Genomic DNA, 16,813 nt, shown 5'->3' on the forward strand with positions numbered 1-16,813 from the left:
CGCAACCCCATTATCGTTACGCAGGGTTATTCGCAGGCGGGGGCGGTTCATCACAGGGCCGATGATATTTTTTCGCCGGTACAATGTGGCGATCGGGATACTGACGTTTCCCAATTCACCATCCCAATGGGAATGCTCCGGCCGTCTCGACCGCCTTATCCCTATGGGACGGCATCGCAACGCCTTGGGGTGTCATTCCGCCCCCAACCATACCCAGCCACCAGCGCGGCTTTTTTCGACAGCCCCGGACGGTTCTGACACTCGTGCGACAGGAGTACACCTACCGAGCGAGCTAAACCGTTCTGCTATTGATTATCATTAAGACGGTTTGTAGCTCCTACCAAAAAAGGGGCTACAATGAGACTGATCGCTTACCTGCTCTGCACCGGCACGCTGGTCGTTGCCACACCCGGCTTTGCGCAAGAGGCGCCCGCCACCGCGCAGGAAGCGCAACCGGACGACATCATCGTCACCGGCGAGAAATCGAACCGGACGCTCCAGGAGACGACGACCAGCGTCGCGGTCACGACCCCGGAGCGTATCCGGCAAGAGAACATCCTGACGATCCAGGATATCTACAACCGTACCGCCAACGTCTCCGAAACCTACGGCTCTGCCGGCTTCACCATTCGCGGGATCAACAATCAGGGTGTGGGTGCGGGCGGCAATGCGGATACGGCGACGGTGTACGTGGACGGGGCACCCATTCCTCGCCAGGCGCTGTTCGGCGGTCCCACCGACCTATGGGACATCGATCAGGTAGAAATCCTGCGCGGACCGCAATCCACTATCCAGGGCTTGAACGCGCTGGCCGGCGCCATCGTGCTAACGACCCGCAATGCCTCCGTCACCGACTATAGCGCTGACGGCCGTATCCTGTGGACAGACCAGAACGATCGCACCTTCTCGGCCGCGGCAGGCGGCCCGCTGATCCGCGACGAGCTGGGCATTCGCCTGTCGGCTGAACGTCGTGCTGATCGCGGCATCATCCGCAATGTCACGCGAGGCGGTTACGACGACAGCCTGCGCATGCTCAACCTGCGCGGCAAGCTCCACTGGACGCCACAGGCGCTGCCCGGCCTTGATGTACAGGCGAGCTACAATCGTGTGCGGCGCGACGGCGGTTATCTCTACGAATACACCAACCTCACCACGCCGGACTTCTACGATCACCGGCGCTCGACCAGCGACCAGCCCAATCGCGGCTATGTCCGCTCCGACATCGCAGTGTTGAACGTCGGCTACGAGATCGCTCCCCACCTGCGATTGTCGAGCGTTACCTCGTTCAATCGCACCGCGACATTGGCCCAGACGGACGCGGACGGCACGGCCGCCGACGTACAGTTCATCAGCAACGACAGCCGTTATCGGACCTGGACGCAGGAACTCCGCCTCAACTACGACGGTGAACGGGTGAGCGGCGTGCTGGGCGCCTGGGCCTATCGACGCTCAGGCGGACTCGATGCCAACAACCGCCTGAACATCGCGACGCCTGTCACCACGATCGTCGGACTGTTGCAGAGCGGCGGCTTCCCGGCCACTGCCGCTCGGCAGATCGCAACCGCCTATGCCACCGCGCTGCCTCAAATACCGGTCCGTTACATCGCCGATCAACCCTTGCTCGTGAAGAACGCCGCGCTGTTCGGCGATGGTCGCTTGCGGGTGACCGATCGCCTCTCGCTGCTCGCCGGCTTCCGCTACGATCACGAGGACAATCGCTACGGCGCAGAGACGATCGCCACCTTCAACGGCACATTGCCGAGCCCGGCCGCGTTCGGCGCAACCGGCACCCCGCTCAACCTGGCGGTGACCGCGATCAACCGCGGGGTGCTCGGCCTGGTTGCGCAGGCGGCATCGGCCCGGGCCAGCACCGCCCGCAGCTTCGACGCCTTCCTGCCAAAGGCCGGCGTCAGCATGGAGTGGACGCCGGACCTCACCACCGCCTTCACCGTGCAGCGCGCCTATCGCTCGGGCGGGTCCAGCCAGAACCCGGCGCGCGCGACGCTCGTCGCCTATGATCCGGAATATAGCTGGAACTACGAGGGATCGCTGCGCTCGCGCTGGCTGGACGGCAGGCTGACTGTCAATGCCAACGTCTTCTACGTCGATTGGAAGGATCAGCAAACGACCGCCTTCTTCGGTCTCAACGCCTACGACTACAATACAGTGAACGCCGGCAAGTCGCACCTCTATGGCGGGGAGCTTGAAGTGCAGGGCCGCCTCAATCGCATGTTCGATGCTTACGCCTCGGCCGGCTACGTCCGGACCAAGTATGATCGCTTCGACCTCCCCACGGGTTCGACCAGCACGGTTGATCTGGCCGGATCGCAATTCCCCTATGCGCCCCGCTGGACGCTGGCAGCCGGGATCAACGGCCGTGTCGGTGCCATCGTGGGCAACGTCAACGCCAACTATCGCAGCGGCGTCTTCACCGATGTTGGCACCGAGCAGAATCAATCGCGCGTGTCCGGCCGCACGGTGGTGAACGCCCGGCTGGGCTATGATGCCGGTCGCTGGACGGTGTTCGCCTTCGCCCGGAACCTGCTCGACCAGGACTACCTCCAGTACCGCACCCCTGACGGCAATCGCGGCATTCTCGGCGATCCGCAGACGTTCGGTGCCGGTCTGGAACTGCATCTGTGACAGCCCTGACCGCGCTCGTCGCCGTCATCGGGGGATTGGCCGGTGCTACGCTGCTGCGGCGCGCATGGGCGGATCGGCAGCGCGAACGTGTGGGCCTAGCGAACGCAGAACACGCGGAGTGCCTCCAGTCTCAGATCGGCCAGGCGATTGGACCTTCGCTGCCCGAACAGGCGCGGCAGGAGACGACGCAAGCTTGTCTCCTCCATCGCCGTACGCCGATGATCCTTGAGCGACAGGAATAGGACCTATCGTTCGAGGGGGCTGAGAGGAAGCTGAATTGCTTCCTCCCGGACCGTCATCGTGGCGAACGCCTGTCTGGGCAGATACAGCATGATCTACTCCTCACGCATGAGCAGGTTGGCTGGCGGGTGCGTGCCCGTCCTTCTCGTCTACCGGCGGCTTGATCTTGAACCACAAGGCGTAGAGTGCCGGCAGGAACAGCAGGGTCAGGATCGTGCCGCCCAACGTCCCGCCGATCAGCGTGACCGCCATCGAACCCCAGAACACCGAGGAAATGAGCGGCACAAAGGCGAGCACGGCGGCAAGCGCGGTTAGGATCACCGGCCGCGAACGCTGCACGGTCGCCTCGACCACGGCATGGTAGGGATCCATGCCGTCGCGCTCATGATCGTGGATCTGCCCGATCAGGATCAGCGTGTTGCGCATCAAGATGCCCGCCAGCGCGATCAGCCCGAGGATGGCGTTGAACCCGAAGGGCTGTCCGCTCACCAGCAGCGTTGGCACGACCCCGATTAGCCCCAGGGGCGCGGTGAGGAGGACGATCGCCATGGCCGACAGGCTGCGCACCTGGAGGATGATGACGATCATCATCAGCACGATCATGATCGGGAAGATGGGGGCGAGTGCCTTGTTCGCCTTACCGGCTTCCTCGATCGAGCCCGCCATTTCGATCTTGTAGCCGCTGGGCAGTTGCTGGATCAGCGGCTGCAGCTTCTTGAACATGGCGGTGGAGACGTCGGGCGGCTGCAGGCCATCGGCGATGTCGCCGCGCACGGTGATCGTCGGCAGGCGATCGCGACGCTGGAGGATCGGATCCTCCATACGGACCTCGAGCTTTCCGATCTGGCTCACGGGTACGCGCTGACCCTGCGCGCCGGTGAGCATGTAATCGCCCACTCGTGCCGGGTCGAACCGGTCGGCGCCGGCGGAACGCGCCACCACATCGACCGTGCGGATGTCCTCACGAGCCTGGCTGACGGTGGCACCGGTGAGGTAGAATTGCAGCTGATCGGCAACATCGCCGGAGGTCAGCCCCAGAGCTCGCAGGCGATCCTGGTCGAGGACGAAGTGTAGCGACGGTGCGCGCTCACCCCAGTCAGCGTTGACCGTGCGCATCATCGGATCGGCCTGAAGGACGGCCTGCGCCTTGGCGGCGATGGTCCGCACTTCAGCCAGATCGGGTCCGCTGACGCGGAACGCGACCGGGAAGGGCGAATAGGGACCGAAGGTCAGCTTGGTAGCACGTACCCGCCCCGCGGGAGCGAGGCCATCGCTCACTGCCTTGCGCAGGCGGAGCGTTAATTCCTCTCGCGCTTCCTGATCGGGCGTCAGCACGATGATCTTGGCGAATGAGGGGTCGGGAAGCTCCGGCGCGAGCGAAAGGAAGAAGCGCGGTGCGCCCTGACCGATATAGGTCGAGACCATCTTGGCTTCCGGCTGCTTGCGTAGCCACGCCTCGACCTGCTTAGCGGATTCAGCCGTCTGTTTGATCGCAGTGCCCTTTGGCATCTGCACCTCGACCAGCACCTCGGGACGGTCCGACGCCGGGAAGAACTGCTTCTTGACCAGCGCCATACCCGCCCCTGCCACCAGGAAGATGGCGAGCACGGCAAGCGTGACAGCGACCTTGCGCCGCACTGCCCAGGCAATGAAGCCGCGGACCTTCTCATAGCGCGGCGTCTGGTAGATGGCGGCGTGACCGCCTTCGACCGGCTTGATGTTCGGCAGCAGCTTGACGCCCATGTACGGCGTGAAAATCACCGCCACGAACCAGGACGAGATCAGCGCAAAGCCGACGACCCAGAAGATGTTGCCGGCATATTCGCCCGCAGTTGACTGCGCGAACCCGACCGGCATCAGGCCGATGACGGTGACGAGCGTGCCCGCCAGCATCGGCGCCGCGGTATGGCTCCACGCATAGGCAGAGGCGCGGATACGATCATAGCCCTCCTCCATCTTCACGACCATCATCTCGATGGCGATGATCGCGTCGTCGACGAGAAGGCCGAGCGCGAGGATCAGCGCGCCTAGCGTGATGCGGTCAAGCGCGCGGCCGGTCGCCCACATGATGACCAGCACCACCGCCAGCGTCAGCGGCACCGCCGCTGCGACGACGATACCGACGCGCCACCCCAGGCTGATAAGGCTGACGACCATTACGATGATGAGCGCCTCCATGAAGGTGTGCATGAACTGGCCGACGGCCTCGTCGATGTTCACCGCCTGATCGGTGACCGGAGTCAGCGTCATGCCCGTCGGCAGCTCTTTGCCGATCTGGGCGATCTCCGCGTTCAGCGCCTTGCCGAGCTCCAGCCCGTTCCAGCCCGGTCGCATGATGACGCCCAGCATCAACGCCGGCTCGCCCTGGTTGCGAACGATGAAGGTGGCGGGGTCTTCGTAGCCTCGTTCGACCTTGGCGATCTCCGACAGGCGGAAGGTCTTGCCTTGCACCACGACCGGCACGTCGCGGATCGTCTCGAGCTCGTTGAACGCGCCGTCGAGGCGGATCGCGACCTGTTGGCCCTTCGTCTCGATCGAGCCGGCGGGTGTGATGAGGTTCTGCTTCGCGAGCGCTGCGAAGATGTCGCGCGGCGAGACTCCGAGCGTGGCAAGGCGCTCCTGCGCAAACTCGACGAAGATGCGCTCGGGCCGCTCGCCGACGATGTTGATCTTGTTGACGCCGGGGACGTGCAGCAGGCGCTGGCGCAGCTGTTCGGCCTCGCGCACCAGCAATCGCTGAGGCTCCCCCTTGGCCTTCAGCGCGTAGAGCGCGAACGTGACGTCGGCATATTCGTCGTTGACGAACGGTCCGACCACGCCACGCGGCAGGCTGGGGGCCTCGTCCATCATCTTCTTGCGGGTCTGGTAAAACTCGCCTTCGACATCCTTGGGCGGCGTGTCGTCGCGCAACGTCAGCGTGGTGAAGGCGAGCCCGGGACGGGTGAAGGTCTCGCTGCGATCGTACCACCGCAGTTCCTGCATCCGCTTCTCCAGCGGCTCGGCGACCTGATCCTGCATCTCCTGTGCGGTCGCGCCGGGCCAGGCGGTGACGATCGTCGCCGTCTTGATAGTGAAGCTCGGATCCTCGGCGCGGCCAAGTTTCAGGAACGCGAAGATCCCGGCGAGGATGATCGCTACCAGGAAGAATAGGGTGACCGACCGCTCGCGCACCGCGATCGCCGAGAGGTTGAAGCGGCCGGGCTGCGCGTCATGGTCGTCGTGATGCCCGTGCGCGGCGGGCGCATGACCGTCGCCGTGTCCGCTATGGGAAGCGTCAGCAGCCCCGTCGGGTCGCTTGCCGTCGTCATGATCGCTCATCGTGCGGCTCCCGGAGCAGGCGCTGCGATCCGAACGGCCTCGCCCTGGTGCAACATGTGTGCGCCCATCGCGACCAACCGCTGACCAGGGGTCAGGCCCGAGACGATGGTCGCGGTTTCCTCGCCGATCGCCGACAGCTTGACCGGTTGCCAGGCGACCGTCGGCTGCTTGCCGTCGCGGACGATCCAGACGCCAGGACCGCGTCCGATGTCGCGCAGGGCGCCGAGCGGCACTTCGGTGCTGGCGACCTTGCCGGGGCTCTGGAGCGCGATGGTGACAGTCGAGCCGAGCGGTGCACGCGCGGTCTGGCCTTCGAGGACGTAGCGCGCCTCAAAGGTGCGTGAGGCGGGATCGGCCGAATCTGACAGCTGGCGCAATCTGGCGGTACCGGTCGCGCCATCGAAGATACGTCCCTGGGCTCTGGTGCCGAGCGCCGGACGCAGCGTCTCGGGCAGCTGCACCAGCGCCTCGCGTGGCCCCGAGCGGGCGATACGAACCACGATCTGGCCTGCGGCGACAACCTGTCCGGGCTCCGCCAGCGTTTCGACGACGGTACCGTCTGCGTCAGCAAGGAGCACGGTGTAGTTCGCTTCGTTGCGCGCGACGCCGGCTTGCGCCTCAGCTGAGACGAGTTGAGCGCGGGCGCTGTCGGCAGCCGCGCGCGCCTGGTCATAGGCGGAGGCGGAGACGGCTCCGGCGCTGACGAGATCGCGGTAGCGCCGCTCGTCGGCCGCGGTCTGGATCGCACGGGCGCGGGCCGCCTCGACGGACCCGGCCGCCGAGCGCGTCGCCAGCGCGAGGTCGGTGTTGTCGATCCGCATGAGGGGTTGGCCCCGGCGCACGGTCTCGCCAGCGTTGACCAGGCGTTGGATGACCTTGCCTCCAACCCGGAAGCCAAGATCGCTCTGCACACGCGCCGCGACGATGCCGGTAAACTCGCGCGTCGCGCTGTTTGCCAGCGCTGGCGTCGACACCCGGACCAGCGGCGGCTCGGTGCGAGGATCCTCGGCCTTCTTTCCGCACGCCGACAGCGCAACCGATAGAAGCGTGGCGCTAGCCAGAGCGGCGCCGAGTTGACGATTAGGCACGAGCAATCCCTCCCTCAGGAGAAGCTCAAATGTAGTTCTGTGACCGATATGTCAACTGGTCACAATGCTTTTAGCGTTTGAAGCTAGGGGGCAAGGCTCCTCAGGATCAGGTTCGCGACCTCGCCTTGCCCGTCCGGAACCAGCGACAGATTGCGTTCGAGAAAGATCGGATTCACAAACGGCATCATCGCGTAGAAGATTGAGCGACACGTCTCGTCGAGCGGCGTTTTGCGCTCAAACTCGCCACTCTCACGTCCTTCCCGGACTACCTCTTCGATCATGCTGAGCAGCGTTTGGGTGTACGCCTGCGCAGACTCCCAGTTTTCAGACGCTGCGAGCGAGGCAACCTCGTAGATTTTTCGATCGACGAAGAACAGCTCAACGCTTGAGGCTGTTATCGCCTTAAACATACGGCGGTATCTATCATTCGCACCGGACGCGCCTTCCATTGCTTCGCGGGCACGCTGAACGATGATGTCGAGCCTCGATCGGCATATGGCCTCGCCAATAGCCTGCTTCGATTCGAAGAAGCGGTAGATGTAGGCTTTGGAGAAGCCGATCGACTTGGCGAGGTCAGATACGGTGGTCTTTTGAAAACCGTATCGCGCGAAGCAATCGTTGGCCGCCTCGATGATCTGGTCGCGAACCGCGTGCTCTGCGGGGCCTCGGGCAGGGGCTTCGATGGTCTGGTTATCGGTCATCGTCTCAACATACTGCTCATCGCCGGATTGACAATGAGTGACTATAACGTACATCGGTCACAGACAAGGGATCTCCGGAATGCGTCTCAACCTCCTAAAGGCGTCCGCGCTCACGCTCACTGCCCTATCGAGTGGCTGCGCAGTGGGTCCGCGTTACGTCGCGCCCGTTTCTCAGGCGCCCGCAACCTTCGTGGGCGCTCAGGCGGTGGAAGCACGAGCCGTCGTGCGAAACGACGTTGATCTGGCTACTTGGTGGCAGTCGTTTCACGATCCGCTGTTGGTGCGGTATGTCGAACAGGCACTCGACCAGAACCTTGATCTGCAGCAGGCGCGAGCTCGTGTGTTGCAGGCACGGGCGGCGTTGAAGAACGCCAATGCCGCGCTGCTCCCGTCGGGTCAGATTTCCGGACAGGCAGGTGAGACCTACCAATCGCTCGAGACGCCGATCGGCAGGGTCGCGAACGCCTTTCCGCAATTCGAGCGATCGACTGAGATCTACGAACTCGATGCGACCGCGAGCTGGGAAATCGACCTCTTCGGCGGCCGCGATGCCGCGCGGGATGCCGCCCGTGCCGATTGGCAGGCCTCTGAAGCCGGAGCGGTTGCCGCGCGACTGTCGATCGCTGCACAGACTGCGGACACCTACATCCTCATCCGATCGCTCCAGGCCCGTCTCGACGTTGCCAAGGCGCAGAGCCTGACCCAGCAGCGCCTCGTTGACCTGATCGCTCTGCAGTACCGCAAGGGCATCGCGGCTGAGCTGCAGTTGCGGCAGGCCGAGGGTGCCGCCGCGCAGGTGCGCGCCTCTATCCCCCAAATTCAGAATGATCTCGACGTCGCGATGAATGCGCTCGACGTACTGATCGGCGCACAGCCCGGCTCTAGCCAGGCCGATCTTTCTGTTCCTGCCGCGATCCCTTCCCCTCCCCAGGTATCGACGGCGGGCGGGCCGGCGACGCTGTTGCGACGCCGGCCCGACATCATCGCAGCCGAGCGGACGCTCGCCGCGAGCAATGCCCGCATTGGCGTGGCAATATCGGAATACTACCCGAAATTCAGCCTCAGCGGTCTGCTGGGCACCGCGACTACCGCCGCAGGTGGCCTGTTTTCGGGCAATTCCATCCAGGCCAATGGCATCTTCGGGCTGCGCTGGCGCCTGTTCGACTTCGGGCGCGTCGATGCCGAGATCAAGGCGGCACGCGGTCGTAATGCCGAGGCGCTCGCCGCCTATCGTCTCGCCGTCCTCAAGGCATCCGAGGATGTCGAGAATGCCTTTTCGACGCTGGTGCAGCAGGAGGCCCGGGCGACCACGCTTGCGCAAGGGGAGGTGGCGCTAACGCGCGCAAGGAATACGTCCGATCTTGCCTACAAAGGCGGAGTCGTCAGCCTCATCGAGGTGCTCGACGCCGACCGCAGACTGCTCGAGACACGTGACAGCGCGATACAGGCGCGAGCGGCCGCGAGCCGTGGCGCGGTTGCGTCCTTTCGCGCCTTGGGCGGCGGCTGGAACCCCAGACAGATTGCGAGCCGGTGAGCTGCGCACCGGGCGACTCAGGTTCGGAGGCATCGATGTCAAAGTCAGACGACCTCGCTTACTTTCAAAAGCGGGCGGAGGCCGAGCTCGTGATGGCGCAGCGTGCCGACAATGCGAAGGCCTGTAATTCCCATTACGAACTCGCGTCGCGCTATCTAGACCTGGTGCAAGGATCATCAGCCAAATGATGCCGGTACGTCGCCGCTTCCTGTGCCGCTCGTCCACCGGATGTCGCCGTCGAAGCGTAGACGCTGGGAATGTCACCGTATGAGCGAGATGCAAAGCACCCGGATGTCGCTTGAGCAGATCATCTCGACTAAATGGACCGTGCCTATCATGCAGATTTTGCTCGATGGGCCGGCCCGCTTCTCGGACTTGAAGAGGCGCCTTCCGCTCGTCTCAGCCAACGTTTTAACGAAAAGACTGCGCGATCTTGAGCAGGAGGATCTACTTGATCGCGTCTGCCTGCCGCCACCTGCGGACCGCCAAGCGTATATCCTGACGCCTCGAGGGGGCGACATGCGCAGTGTGTTAGAGGCTATTCGAGCTCTGTCGCAACGCTGGGGAGAGGCGCCGTAAGAGCCTTGGACGAAGTGCTCGTGTCGTAGTCGAATCCTAATTGACGCCCCACAGCCACTTGCCGTGTCTGTGGGGGCGTGCTCCGAGGCTGGCTATCGATCGGTAAGCCGCTCAGCTAGCATTCCGGTCGCAACTGCTTGGACAACGTGAACCATCCAACGCTCCGCTGCCTTTCGCGGTCCGGCTTCGATTTCGCCTTCTGTAATGCCGAGTCTTGGCGCAACGCCGGCGATGTTCACCGCATAAAGGGCCGTGCCATACGCTGCCGCGACGAGTGGTACCGAAGCCTCGGGCGCTAGACGCCGCAACGTCGGCCATGCCACGGCAAAAGCGGCCGACGCGCCGAGATGATTGGCAAACTCCACCACGCTCGTTCCTGTGTCGCCGATGACGTCGCGACTGCCGGTGAGATCGTCGATCCAGTCGACTGCATCGCGATCAAGGGTCTTGCCCAAAAGGCCAGTCTTGCGGCCCACGGTCATGACGGCTGTGGTTATGATGCCGGCCGCTAATCCGCCGAGCACCGCTGCGGGTAGAGGGCGCATCAGTTCTCCTCCTTTCGGAGAGTAATGACTTCAGGGTTGAGCCGGTTGATCACGGAATAGTTGACCGCGGTCCACCACTCGGAGCCCTTGCCAGCGAGCGCATCCTCCGATGCCGCGATCGCGGCGTGGTCGGCGTGCACCAGATAATCCTCGACATCGTTCATGCAGGCGAACGAAAGGATCGATACCGCATCGATCTTCGATCCTTCGGGGTCGGTCTGGGTCGACCCGATATTGTGAAGCTGTGCGTAGCGGCGCACCAGTTCCTTCGTCGCTCCTTGCGCCATGACGAGATCGGCGTGATCGTGCAGCAGGCGAGCCTGAAACGCGTCGCGGGACAGCTCCGGCCTACGCATGTGGATTTTTACCAGGCTGATTGGGTCGCGATGTCGTTCGCTCGGGATCAAGATATGTTCACGCGTGATCTCGCGCGTCACCATCCGAAAGGCGGTTTGCTCGTCTGCGATGATCCGCTTGGCAAACTTCTCCTGACCAAGCGTCGCTTCGATATCATCCTCGTCAGCATAGGCGATGTAGGCGAGCCCGTCCCAACGTGGCCGCTTGAATTCCGGCCCCCGCTTCCAGGGGTCAGACGGCAGCCGGCCATCATCGTCCACCATCGCCCGATATGGCAGAGGGAAACCGGACGATGGACCCGAGGCGACCCGGTGCACCTGATCGTAACGTAGCACTTTGGCGGACGAACTGCCTGGCTCGTCCCAAGCGAATTTGGGGCCGTGCACCTTACGCCAATATTCATCCCAGTGTTCGAACGCGAGGTTGGGATCACCTTCGAGCGCCAACGCACTCGCGCGCCAGTCGAGAAAGTGCACTTCATGACCATGGCGGCTCTTGGCTGAGCCGCTGTCCTGCGGCCGCTCGCCACGAGGAGTGTCGTCAACTCGGCTGACGAAGGTCGGCGTCACGATCAACGGCTTCCCGGTCGGCACCTTTGTGCCGCCAAGGGGTGGCCGATGTTTATTATCGGCACGGTCGAAATCGGTCATGAGTTCGATGATCCTTGACGGAACGGCATGTAACGCGAGGATCGCAGCAACGTCTTTCCCGCTCTACGGATCCTCCACCCGGCAGGCACTCTCAGCGGATTGTTGAATCAAGTGCTTTGGCTATTACGGTCATGCCGGCTTGAATGGGATGGTAAGGCACGAAGCGGGCCTGACCCGTGCGAGGAAAACCGTTAATCCACGGGTTATTGCTGCACGCGTCGTGTCCGCGCGACAACGACGATGCGCGCACCAGCGTTGCTCCGCTCGCCTCGGCTGCCTCGGCGGTCACCGCCGCAAGCCGACGGGCAAGCGCCCGTGCAGCGTCCGCCTCGGCCGGGGTCATCGGTGTCGCCGTGCAATGACCTCGCGCCGGCAGCACTACCGGATAGTCGACGAACACCAACCGTGCCGCTGGCGCGCGTTGCCGCACCTCGTCGGCGATGCGCTTCATCGCGGCTGCGAGATCCTTCCAGCTGCGCTCAGTAACCGCGGGGGCCGTGGGACAGGTGCCGCCCGGCGCTTTCCTGGCCAGTCCGAGCTGGCGGCACGAGGCCGATCCCAGCAGCGTGACGAAGCCGACATCGTTGCCACCGATCGTGACAGTCACTAGCGCGGTTTCCGGGGTCACGGCGTCGATCTGCGCCGGCGTTGTGCCCGAGCGCTTCAGGATATCCCTGGTCGTTGCACCACTGCACGAGACATCGACCAGCGTCAGCTGGCGCATGCGGGCGAACTGGTGCGCGTAATTGTTGGTCGATCGTGCGCAACGGGTATCCCCGTCAGCGGCAGCCGGGATACCGGGCCCCGCCGCGTAGGAGCTGCCCATCGCAACGTAGCGTGTCTGTCGCTCCACTGGCGCGGGCGACGTTTGCTGGGTGGTGGCGGCACTGGCGGCGAATACCGCCAGCCCCATGGCCGCGCCGATCATCGATTGCATGGCTGAAGAACCTCGGACCAAATGGCAGGAGAAGGACGGCGACCAGCGTGCCGCCGGCCGCCGCGCCCCGTCAATCGACGACCGTGCCGACGGCCGCGCCGCCCGCACCGCCGACTGCGGCACCTTTCTCGACGCTACCGCCCGTCGCGGCGGCAACGCCCGCGCCGCCTGCCGCGCCGACACCTGCGCCCTTCAGCGTCGAGCAGGCGGAAAGACCCCCCAACGTGAGTGCCAGAACGGTGGCGGAGAGAATCGTCTTCATCGTAAAATCCTTCTTTGGAGGTGACTTGGCAGGGTGAGAATCAGGACGCGAAGCTTGCGGCCGGAAGATCGAGGGTGGCGCGGATACCCGGATCCGCCGCGTCGTTCGCCAGCCGGACTTCGTAGCGGCCCGCGGCGATCCGCCACTGGCGCGTATCCGCGTCGAACCGCGCGAGGAGGCGTGGGTCGATACGCACCTCGATCTGCTCGCTTGCTCCCGGCGCCAGCTCGACCCGGTCGAAGCCCGCCAGACGCGTGACGAAGCCGCCCTCGCCCGGCAATGTGACATAGATCTGCGGCACGTCGGCGCCCGGTCGCACGCCGGTGTTGGCTACGGTGAAGCCGGCAGTGATGCTGCCGTTCGCCGCGCGCACCGACAGGTCGCTGTTGCGGAACCGGGTGTAGGATAGGCCGTGGCCGAACGGGAACAGCGGCGTCAGATTCTGCCGGGCGTACCACCGATAGCCGACGTCGGATCCCTCAACGTTATAATCGACGTGGAAGACGCCGCCCTTCGGTTTCATGCCGGGGTTCGACGTCGTCGTCTCGGGATCGCGCTGCTCGGGATGCGGCAGCTGCGCAACACTCGCAGGGAAGGTGATCGGTAGGTGACCTGACGGATTGACTCGCCCGAACAGCACGCCGGCGATCGCCTCGCCGCCGCCCGATCCGGGATAGAAGGCGGCAATAACGGACGGCACCTTGGCCAGCCATGGCATCAGGACAGGACCGCCGGACTCCAGGACCACGATTGTCTTAGCGTTGGCACTCGCCACGCCGTCGATCAGGGTGTTCTGCTCATCGGGAAGGTCGAGCCCCTGCATGTCGAGCCCTTCCGATCGCCACTCTTCCGCCAGCACGATCACCATGTCGGCATCGCGCGCCGCTGCAATCGTCTCCGCACGATCGGTTCCGTCGAGCAAATCGACCCGAGCTGCGTTGGCCTCCGCCCGGATCGCCATCAGCGGCGAGGATGGGTGATAGACCTTCTCCATTTCGGTACCCATGAACGACATGCCCTTGGTCGACAGGCTGCCGACCGGCGTCACCGTCGATGAACCTCCGCCCGCCAACACGCCCGCATCTGCATGGCGGCCGATGACCAGGATGCGCTTCGCCCCCTTGGCGAGCGGCAGGATGTCGCCTTCGTTCTTCAGCAGCACGAGCCCACGCTCGGCCGCGCGCTGCGCGATCAGGCGATGCGCGCTGTAGTCGATCGCACCGCCGGGCTGCGGCGGATGGTCGATGACGCCGACCGCGTAGAGGCTGCGCAGCTGACGCCGCACCATGTCGTCGATGCGCGCCTGCGGCACCGTGCCCGCGGCCACCGCCTTGCGTAACGGCGCGGCGAAGAAGGGCTCGGGATCGAGGTTCGCGCCCGATTGAACGTCGAGCCCGGCCAGCGCCGCCTTGACCGTGGAATGCGTCGCCCCCCAGTCGGACATGACCCAGCCGGGATACTTCCACTCCCCCTTCAACACATTGTTGATGAGGTAGGCGTTCTCTGACGCCCACTCGCCATTGACGAGGTTGTAGCCCGGCATCACCGAGCCGGGTCGGCCGATCTCTATCGCGATCTTGAACGCCAGCAGGTCCGATTCGTGCAGCGCCGCCTGGGACAGGTCGGAGCTGACCAGCACGCGTCCGGTCTCCTGCGCGTTGACCGCGAAATGCTTCACCGTGGCCACGACGCCTTGCGACTGGATGCCGGCGACAGAACTGCCGGCGATCACGCCGGTCAGCAGTGGATCCTCTGAGACATACTCGAAATTGCGTCCGCCGCGCGGCTCGCGGATCAGGTTCGCACCACCCGCGAGCTGGACGGTGAAGCCCTTGGCTCGCGCTTCTTGCCCAACGAGCGCCCCCGTCTCTCGCGCGCCTTCGGGATCGAAAGCTGCACCAAGGAGCAGCGAGGAAGGCAGGGCGGTCGCATTGTCGCCAGGCCGAACGCCGCCCAGATTGCCGACGCCGAGGCTCGCATCGCTCTGTTGCTGCGCTGGAATGCCGAGGCGCGGGATGGCGGGATAATAGGCTGCCGACCCAAGCGCGCCCTCGGGCTTCTTCGTATCCCCGATCGGGATCGCCATCGGGCCGGAGATCCAAGAGAATTTCTCCTCCTGCGTCATCTGCGCGACCTTCTCCACCGCGCGCTCATCTGGCGAACGGCTCTGCGTGGGCAGCGGTGCGACCGGCGCTGACTGCGCGACAGCGTCCGCCGCAGCGGACGACAATACGGCGCATGACAGGGCTAGGCGAACTTTGGCAGTCATCGCGATCTCCGGGAGGCATACTGGCAAAATATACCAGAGGTATATTTGTTCCTAGCCGTGGTCGATCGTTCGCTTTTGTCGCTATAAAAGGAGGCATGACGACTGTGACGAATAAGCCTTCAGAGCGATCGGAGCACAAGCGCGGACGGCCGAGCGAGGCCGAACGGCAGCAGATCGACGCGCGCGTCATCGAGGCGGCATTTGACATCTTTCGCGCGCACGGGTTCGAAGCTGCGCGGATGGACCGGGTGGCAGCAGCGGCCGGAATCACCAAGATGTCCCTGTACCGGCGCTTTCCCGGCAAGGCGGAATTACTGGCGGAGGTTATCCTTCGTCATTCAGCGCAGCTGCACGCTGATAGTACACCGATCCCCGATGTCGCCGACCCGATCGCAAGCCTCCAGACCCTGATGTGGCGCTATCGCGAACGGATCAGCGCAGACAAGATGCTTGCGCTGCAACGTCTAGCGCTGACGGCGATTACTGAGGAGGCGGTTCGGCAAGCGCTCGGTCATGTGCGTGCACGCTACGTCGCGCCCGTCGACGCATTGGTGGACATAGCGAAGCAGCAGGGCGCGCTCCCGCCTTTGGAGACAGAGGAACTGCGCGAGATCCTCTTCGATCTGCTGGTCAACGATGCCGCATCGCTGCCGCTGCACGGCTATTCATCCACAACCGACCAGCGCCGCATTTTCGAGCAGCGCTGGTATGTCGTCGAGCACGGTTTGCTGTTGACCAATTTCTACAGATCAAGAGGCTTGGACAAGTAGCGTGATGTTGCCTTGAGCCGATTGCCCAAACTCAGTCTTCGTCACCCGGCCGCCCACGTGACTTGGCGACCAGATATGCATTGGCGGAGTCGGGCAGCACGCCTTGTGCGGCAGCCAACAGTTTGTTGTTCCAGCCGAACGTCCGCGCCGCCTCATTCGCTTCCAGCACGTCGACCGCGCCCTTCGCCACGTCCGCGGGATTGTCGATGCCGACCAGATCGAGCGTGCCGCGTTTCTCGCCATGGCCGTCCCCGGCTAGGTTCGTGTCGGTGATGCCCGGAACGATGCAGGCGATCCGAACGCCCGTATCGCGATTTTCCTCGCGGACCGCCTTTGAGAACGAGACCACGAACGCCTTGGCGGCCGCGTAGACGGAGGTAAAGGGAACAGGGCTGTAGGCCGCAGTCGATCCAAGGTTCAAGATACCTCCGCGGCCCCGCTTCACCATGTCGGGCAGGAACTGAAGGGACAGATCGACGACGGCGCGAACCATCAGATCGACCATCGGCAGTGACGGGTCGCTCTCCACATTTTCGGCGAACACGTATTTACGAGCAAAACCGGCATCGTTGACCAGGATCTCGACCGGCCAGCCTTTCTCGTCGACGTTCTGGCGGACCTTGGCGCCGGCATCTCGCTCGGCAAGATCAAGTGCAATGGTATGGACCTCGCACGCCGGTTCCAGGGCGGCGATCTCTTCGGAGACCTGATCGAGCTTCTCGGTTTCGCGAGCAACAATCACGAGCTTGCGAACGCCACGCCGGACCAGCTCCAGCGAAATTTCCTTGCCGATGCCTGACGTACCGCCAGTGACGAGCGCAGCACTGACGTGCTCCCCTGAAACTCCGCCAGTTTGAGCTAGAGTCCACCTTCGTGAGGAGATGGATGTGAAGAAGACCAGGTTCAGCGAGGAGCAGATC

The 16,813-nt window shown here is 64.0% G+C and carries 14 protein-coding genes; 5 read left to right on the plus strand and 9 right to left on the minus strand.

Annotation, left to right across the window (positions count from 1 at the left end; translation table 11 throughout):
* Positions 1 to 357: 357 nt before the first annotated feature.
* Positions 358 to 2,643, plus strand: coding sequence for a TonB-dependent receptor (locus FHY02_RS21470; RefSeq protein WP_183926179.1), 2,286 nt, complete (start codon positions 358 to 360; stop codon positions 2,641 to 2,643).
* Positions 2,644 to 2,985: 342 nt separating this feature from the next.
* Here the strand turns inward: FHY02_RS21470 and FHY02_RS21475 are convergent, their stop codons facing one another.
* From FHY02_RS21475 to FHY02_RS21485, 3 genes are all read right to left on the minus strand, one after another.
* Positions 2,986 to 6,054, minus strand: coding sequence for an efflux RND transporter permease subunit (locus tag FHY02_RS21475; RefSeq protein WP_311731907.1), 3,069 nt, complete (start codon positions 6,052 to 6,054; stop codon positions 2,986 to 2,988).
* 143 nt (positions 6,055 to 6,197) lie between these two features.
* On the minus strand, positions 6,198 to 7,289 hold the full coding sequence (locus FHY02_RS21480; protein WP_183926183.1) for an efflux RND transporter periplasmic adaptor subunit: 1,092 nt from the start codon (positions 7,287 to 7,289) through the stop codon (positions 6,198 to 6,200).
* A gap of 83 nt (positions 7,290 to 7,372) precedes the next feature.
* On the minus strand, positions 7,373 to 7,990 hold the full coding sequence (locus tag FHY02_RS21485) for a TetR/AcrR family transcriptional regulator (protein ID WP_183926185.1): 618 nt from the start codon (positions 7,988 to 7,990) through the stop codon (positions 7,373 to 7,375).
* Positions 7,991 to 8,069: 79 nt separating this feature from the next.
* Here FHY02_RS21485 and FHY02_RS21490 point away from each other — a divergent pair, with 79 nt between their 5' ends.
* From FHY02_RS21490 to FHY02_RS21500, 3 genes are all read left to right on the plus strand, one after another.
* Entirely contained in the window at positions 8,070 to 9,524 is a 1,455-nt protein-coding gene (locus FHY02_RS21490; RefSeq protein WP_183926187.1) for an efflux transporter outer membrane subunit, read from the plus strand.
* Between the two features lie 35 nt (positions 9,525 to 9,559).
* Entirely contained in the window at positions 9,560 to 9,712 is a 153-nt protein-coding gene (locus FHY02_RS21495; RefSeq protein WP_183926189.1) for a hypothetical protein, read from the plus strand.
* A gap of 79 nt (positions 9,713 to 9,791) precedes the next feature.
* Positions 9,792 to 10,103 carry a helix-turn-helix domain-containing protein gene (locus tag FHY02_RS21500; RefSeq protein WP_183926191.1) on the plus strand — a complete coding sequence of 104 codons (312 nt, stop codon included), beginning with the start codon at positions 9,792 to 9,794 and terminating at the stop codon, positions 10,101 to 10,103.
* A gap of 92 nt (positions 10,104 to 10,195) precedes the next feature.
* Here FHY02_RS21500 and FHY02_RS21505 read toward each other — a convergent pair whose 3' ends face one another.
* From FHY02_RS21505 to FHY02_RS21525, 5 genes are all read right to left on the minus strand, one after another.
* Positions 10,196 to 10,648, minus strand: coding sequence for a hypothetical protein (locus FHY02_RS21505; protein ID WP_183926194.1), 453 nt, complete (start codon positions 10,646 to 10,648; stop codon positions 10,196 to 10,198).
* Positions 10,648 to 11,655: a hypothetical protein gene (locus FHY02_RS21510; RefSeq protein WP_183926196.1), complete on the minus strand. Its 1,008-nt coding sequence runs from the start codon at positions 11,653 to 11,655 to the stop codon at positions 10,648 to 10,650. Before FHY02_RS21510 ends, FHY02_RS21505 begins: the two co-directional genes overlap by 1 nt.
* Positions 11,656 to 11,746: 91 nt before the next feature.
* Complete coding sequence (locus FHY02_RS21515; RefSeq protein WP_183926198.1) at positions 11,747 to 12,592, minus strand: SGNH/GDSL hydrolase family protein; 846 nt, start codon at positions 12,590 to 12,592, stop codon at positions 11,747 to 11,749.
* 70 nt (positions 12,593 to 12,662) lie between these two features.
* Positions 12,663 to 12,854, minus strand: coding sequence for a hypothetical protein (locus tag FHY02_RS21520; protein WP_183926200.1), 192 nt, complete (start codon positions 12,852 to 12,854; stop codon positions 12,663 to 12,665).
* A gap of 40 nt (positions 12,855 to 12,894) precedes the next feature.
* Positions 12,895 to 14,997, minus strand: coding sequence for a beta-glucosidase (locus FHY02_RS21525; protein WP_311731906.1), 2,103 nt, complete (start codon positions 14,995 to 14,997; stop codon positions 12,895 to 12,897).
* A gap of 221 nt (positions 14,998 to 15,218) precedes the next feature.
* Between FHY02_RS21525 and FHY02_RS21530 the strand changes: the two genes are divergently transcribed.
* Positions 15,219 to 15,893, plus strand: coding sequence for a TetR/AcrR family transcriptional regulator (locus FHY02_RS21530; protein WP_183926204.1), 675 nt, complete (start codon positions 15,219 to 15,221; stop codon positions 15,891 to 15,893).
* A gap of 31 nt (positions 15,894 to 15,924) precedes the next feature.
* Here FHY02_RS21530 and FHY02_RS21535 read toward each other — a convergent pair.
* Positions 15,925 to 16,813 (minus strand): SDR family oxidoreductase (locus FHY02_RS21535; RefSeq protein ID WP_183926206.1); only part of this gene is annotated, 889 nt, incomplete at its 5' end.

Source organism: Sphingomonas sp. BK069, assembly GCF_014193405.1.
Classification (GTDB): Bacteria; Pseudomonadota; Alphaproteobacteria; order Sphingomonadales; family Sphingomonadaceae; genus Sphingomonas.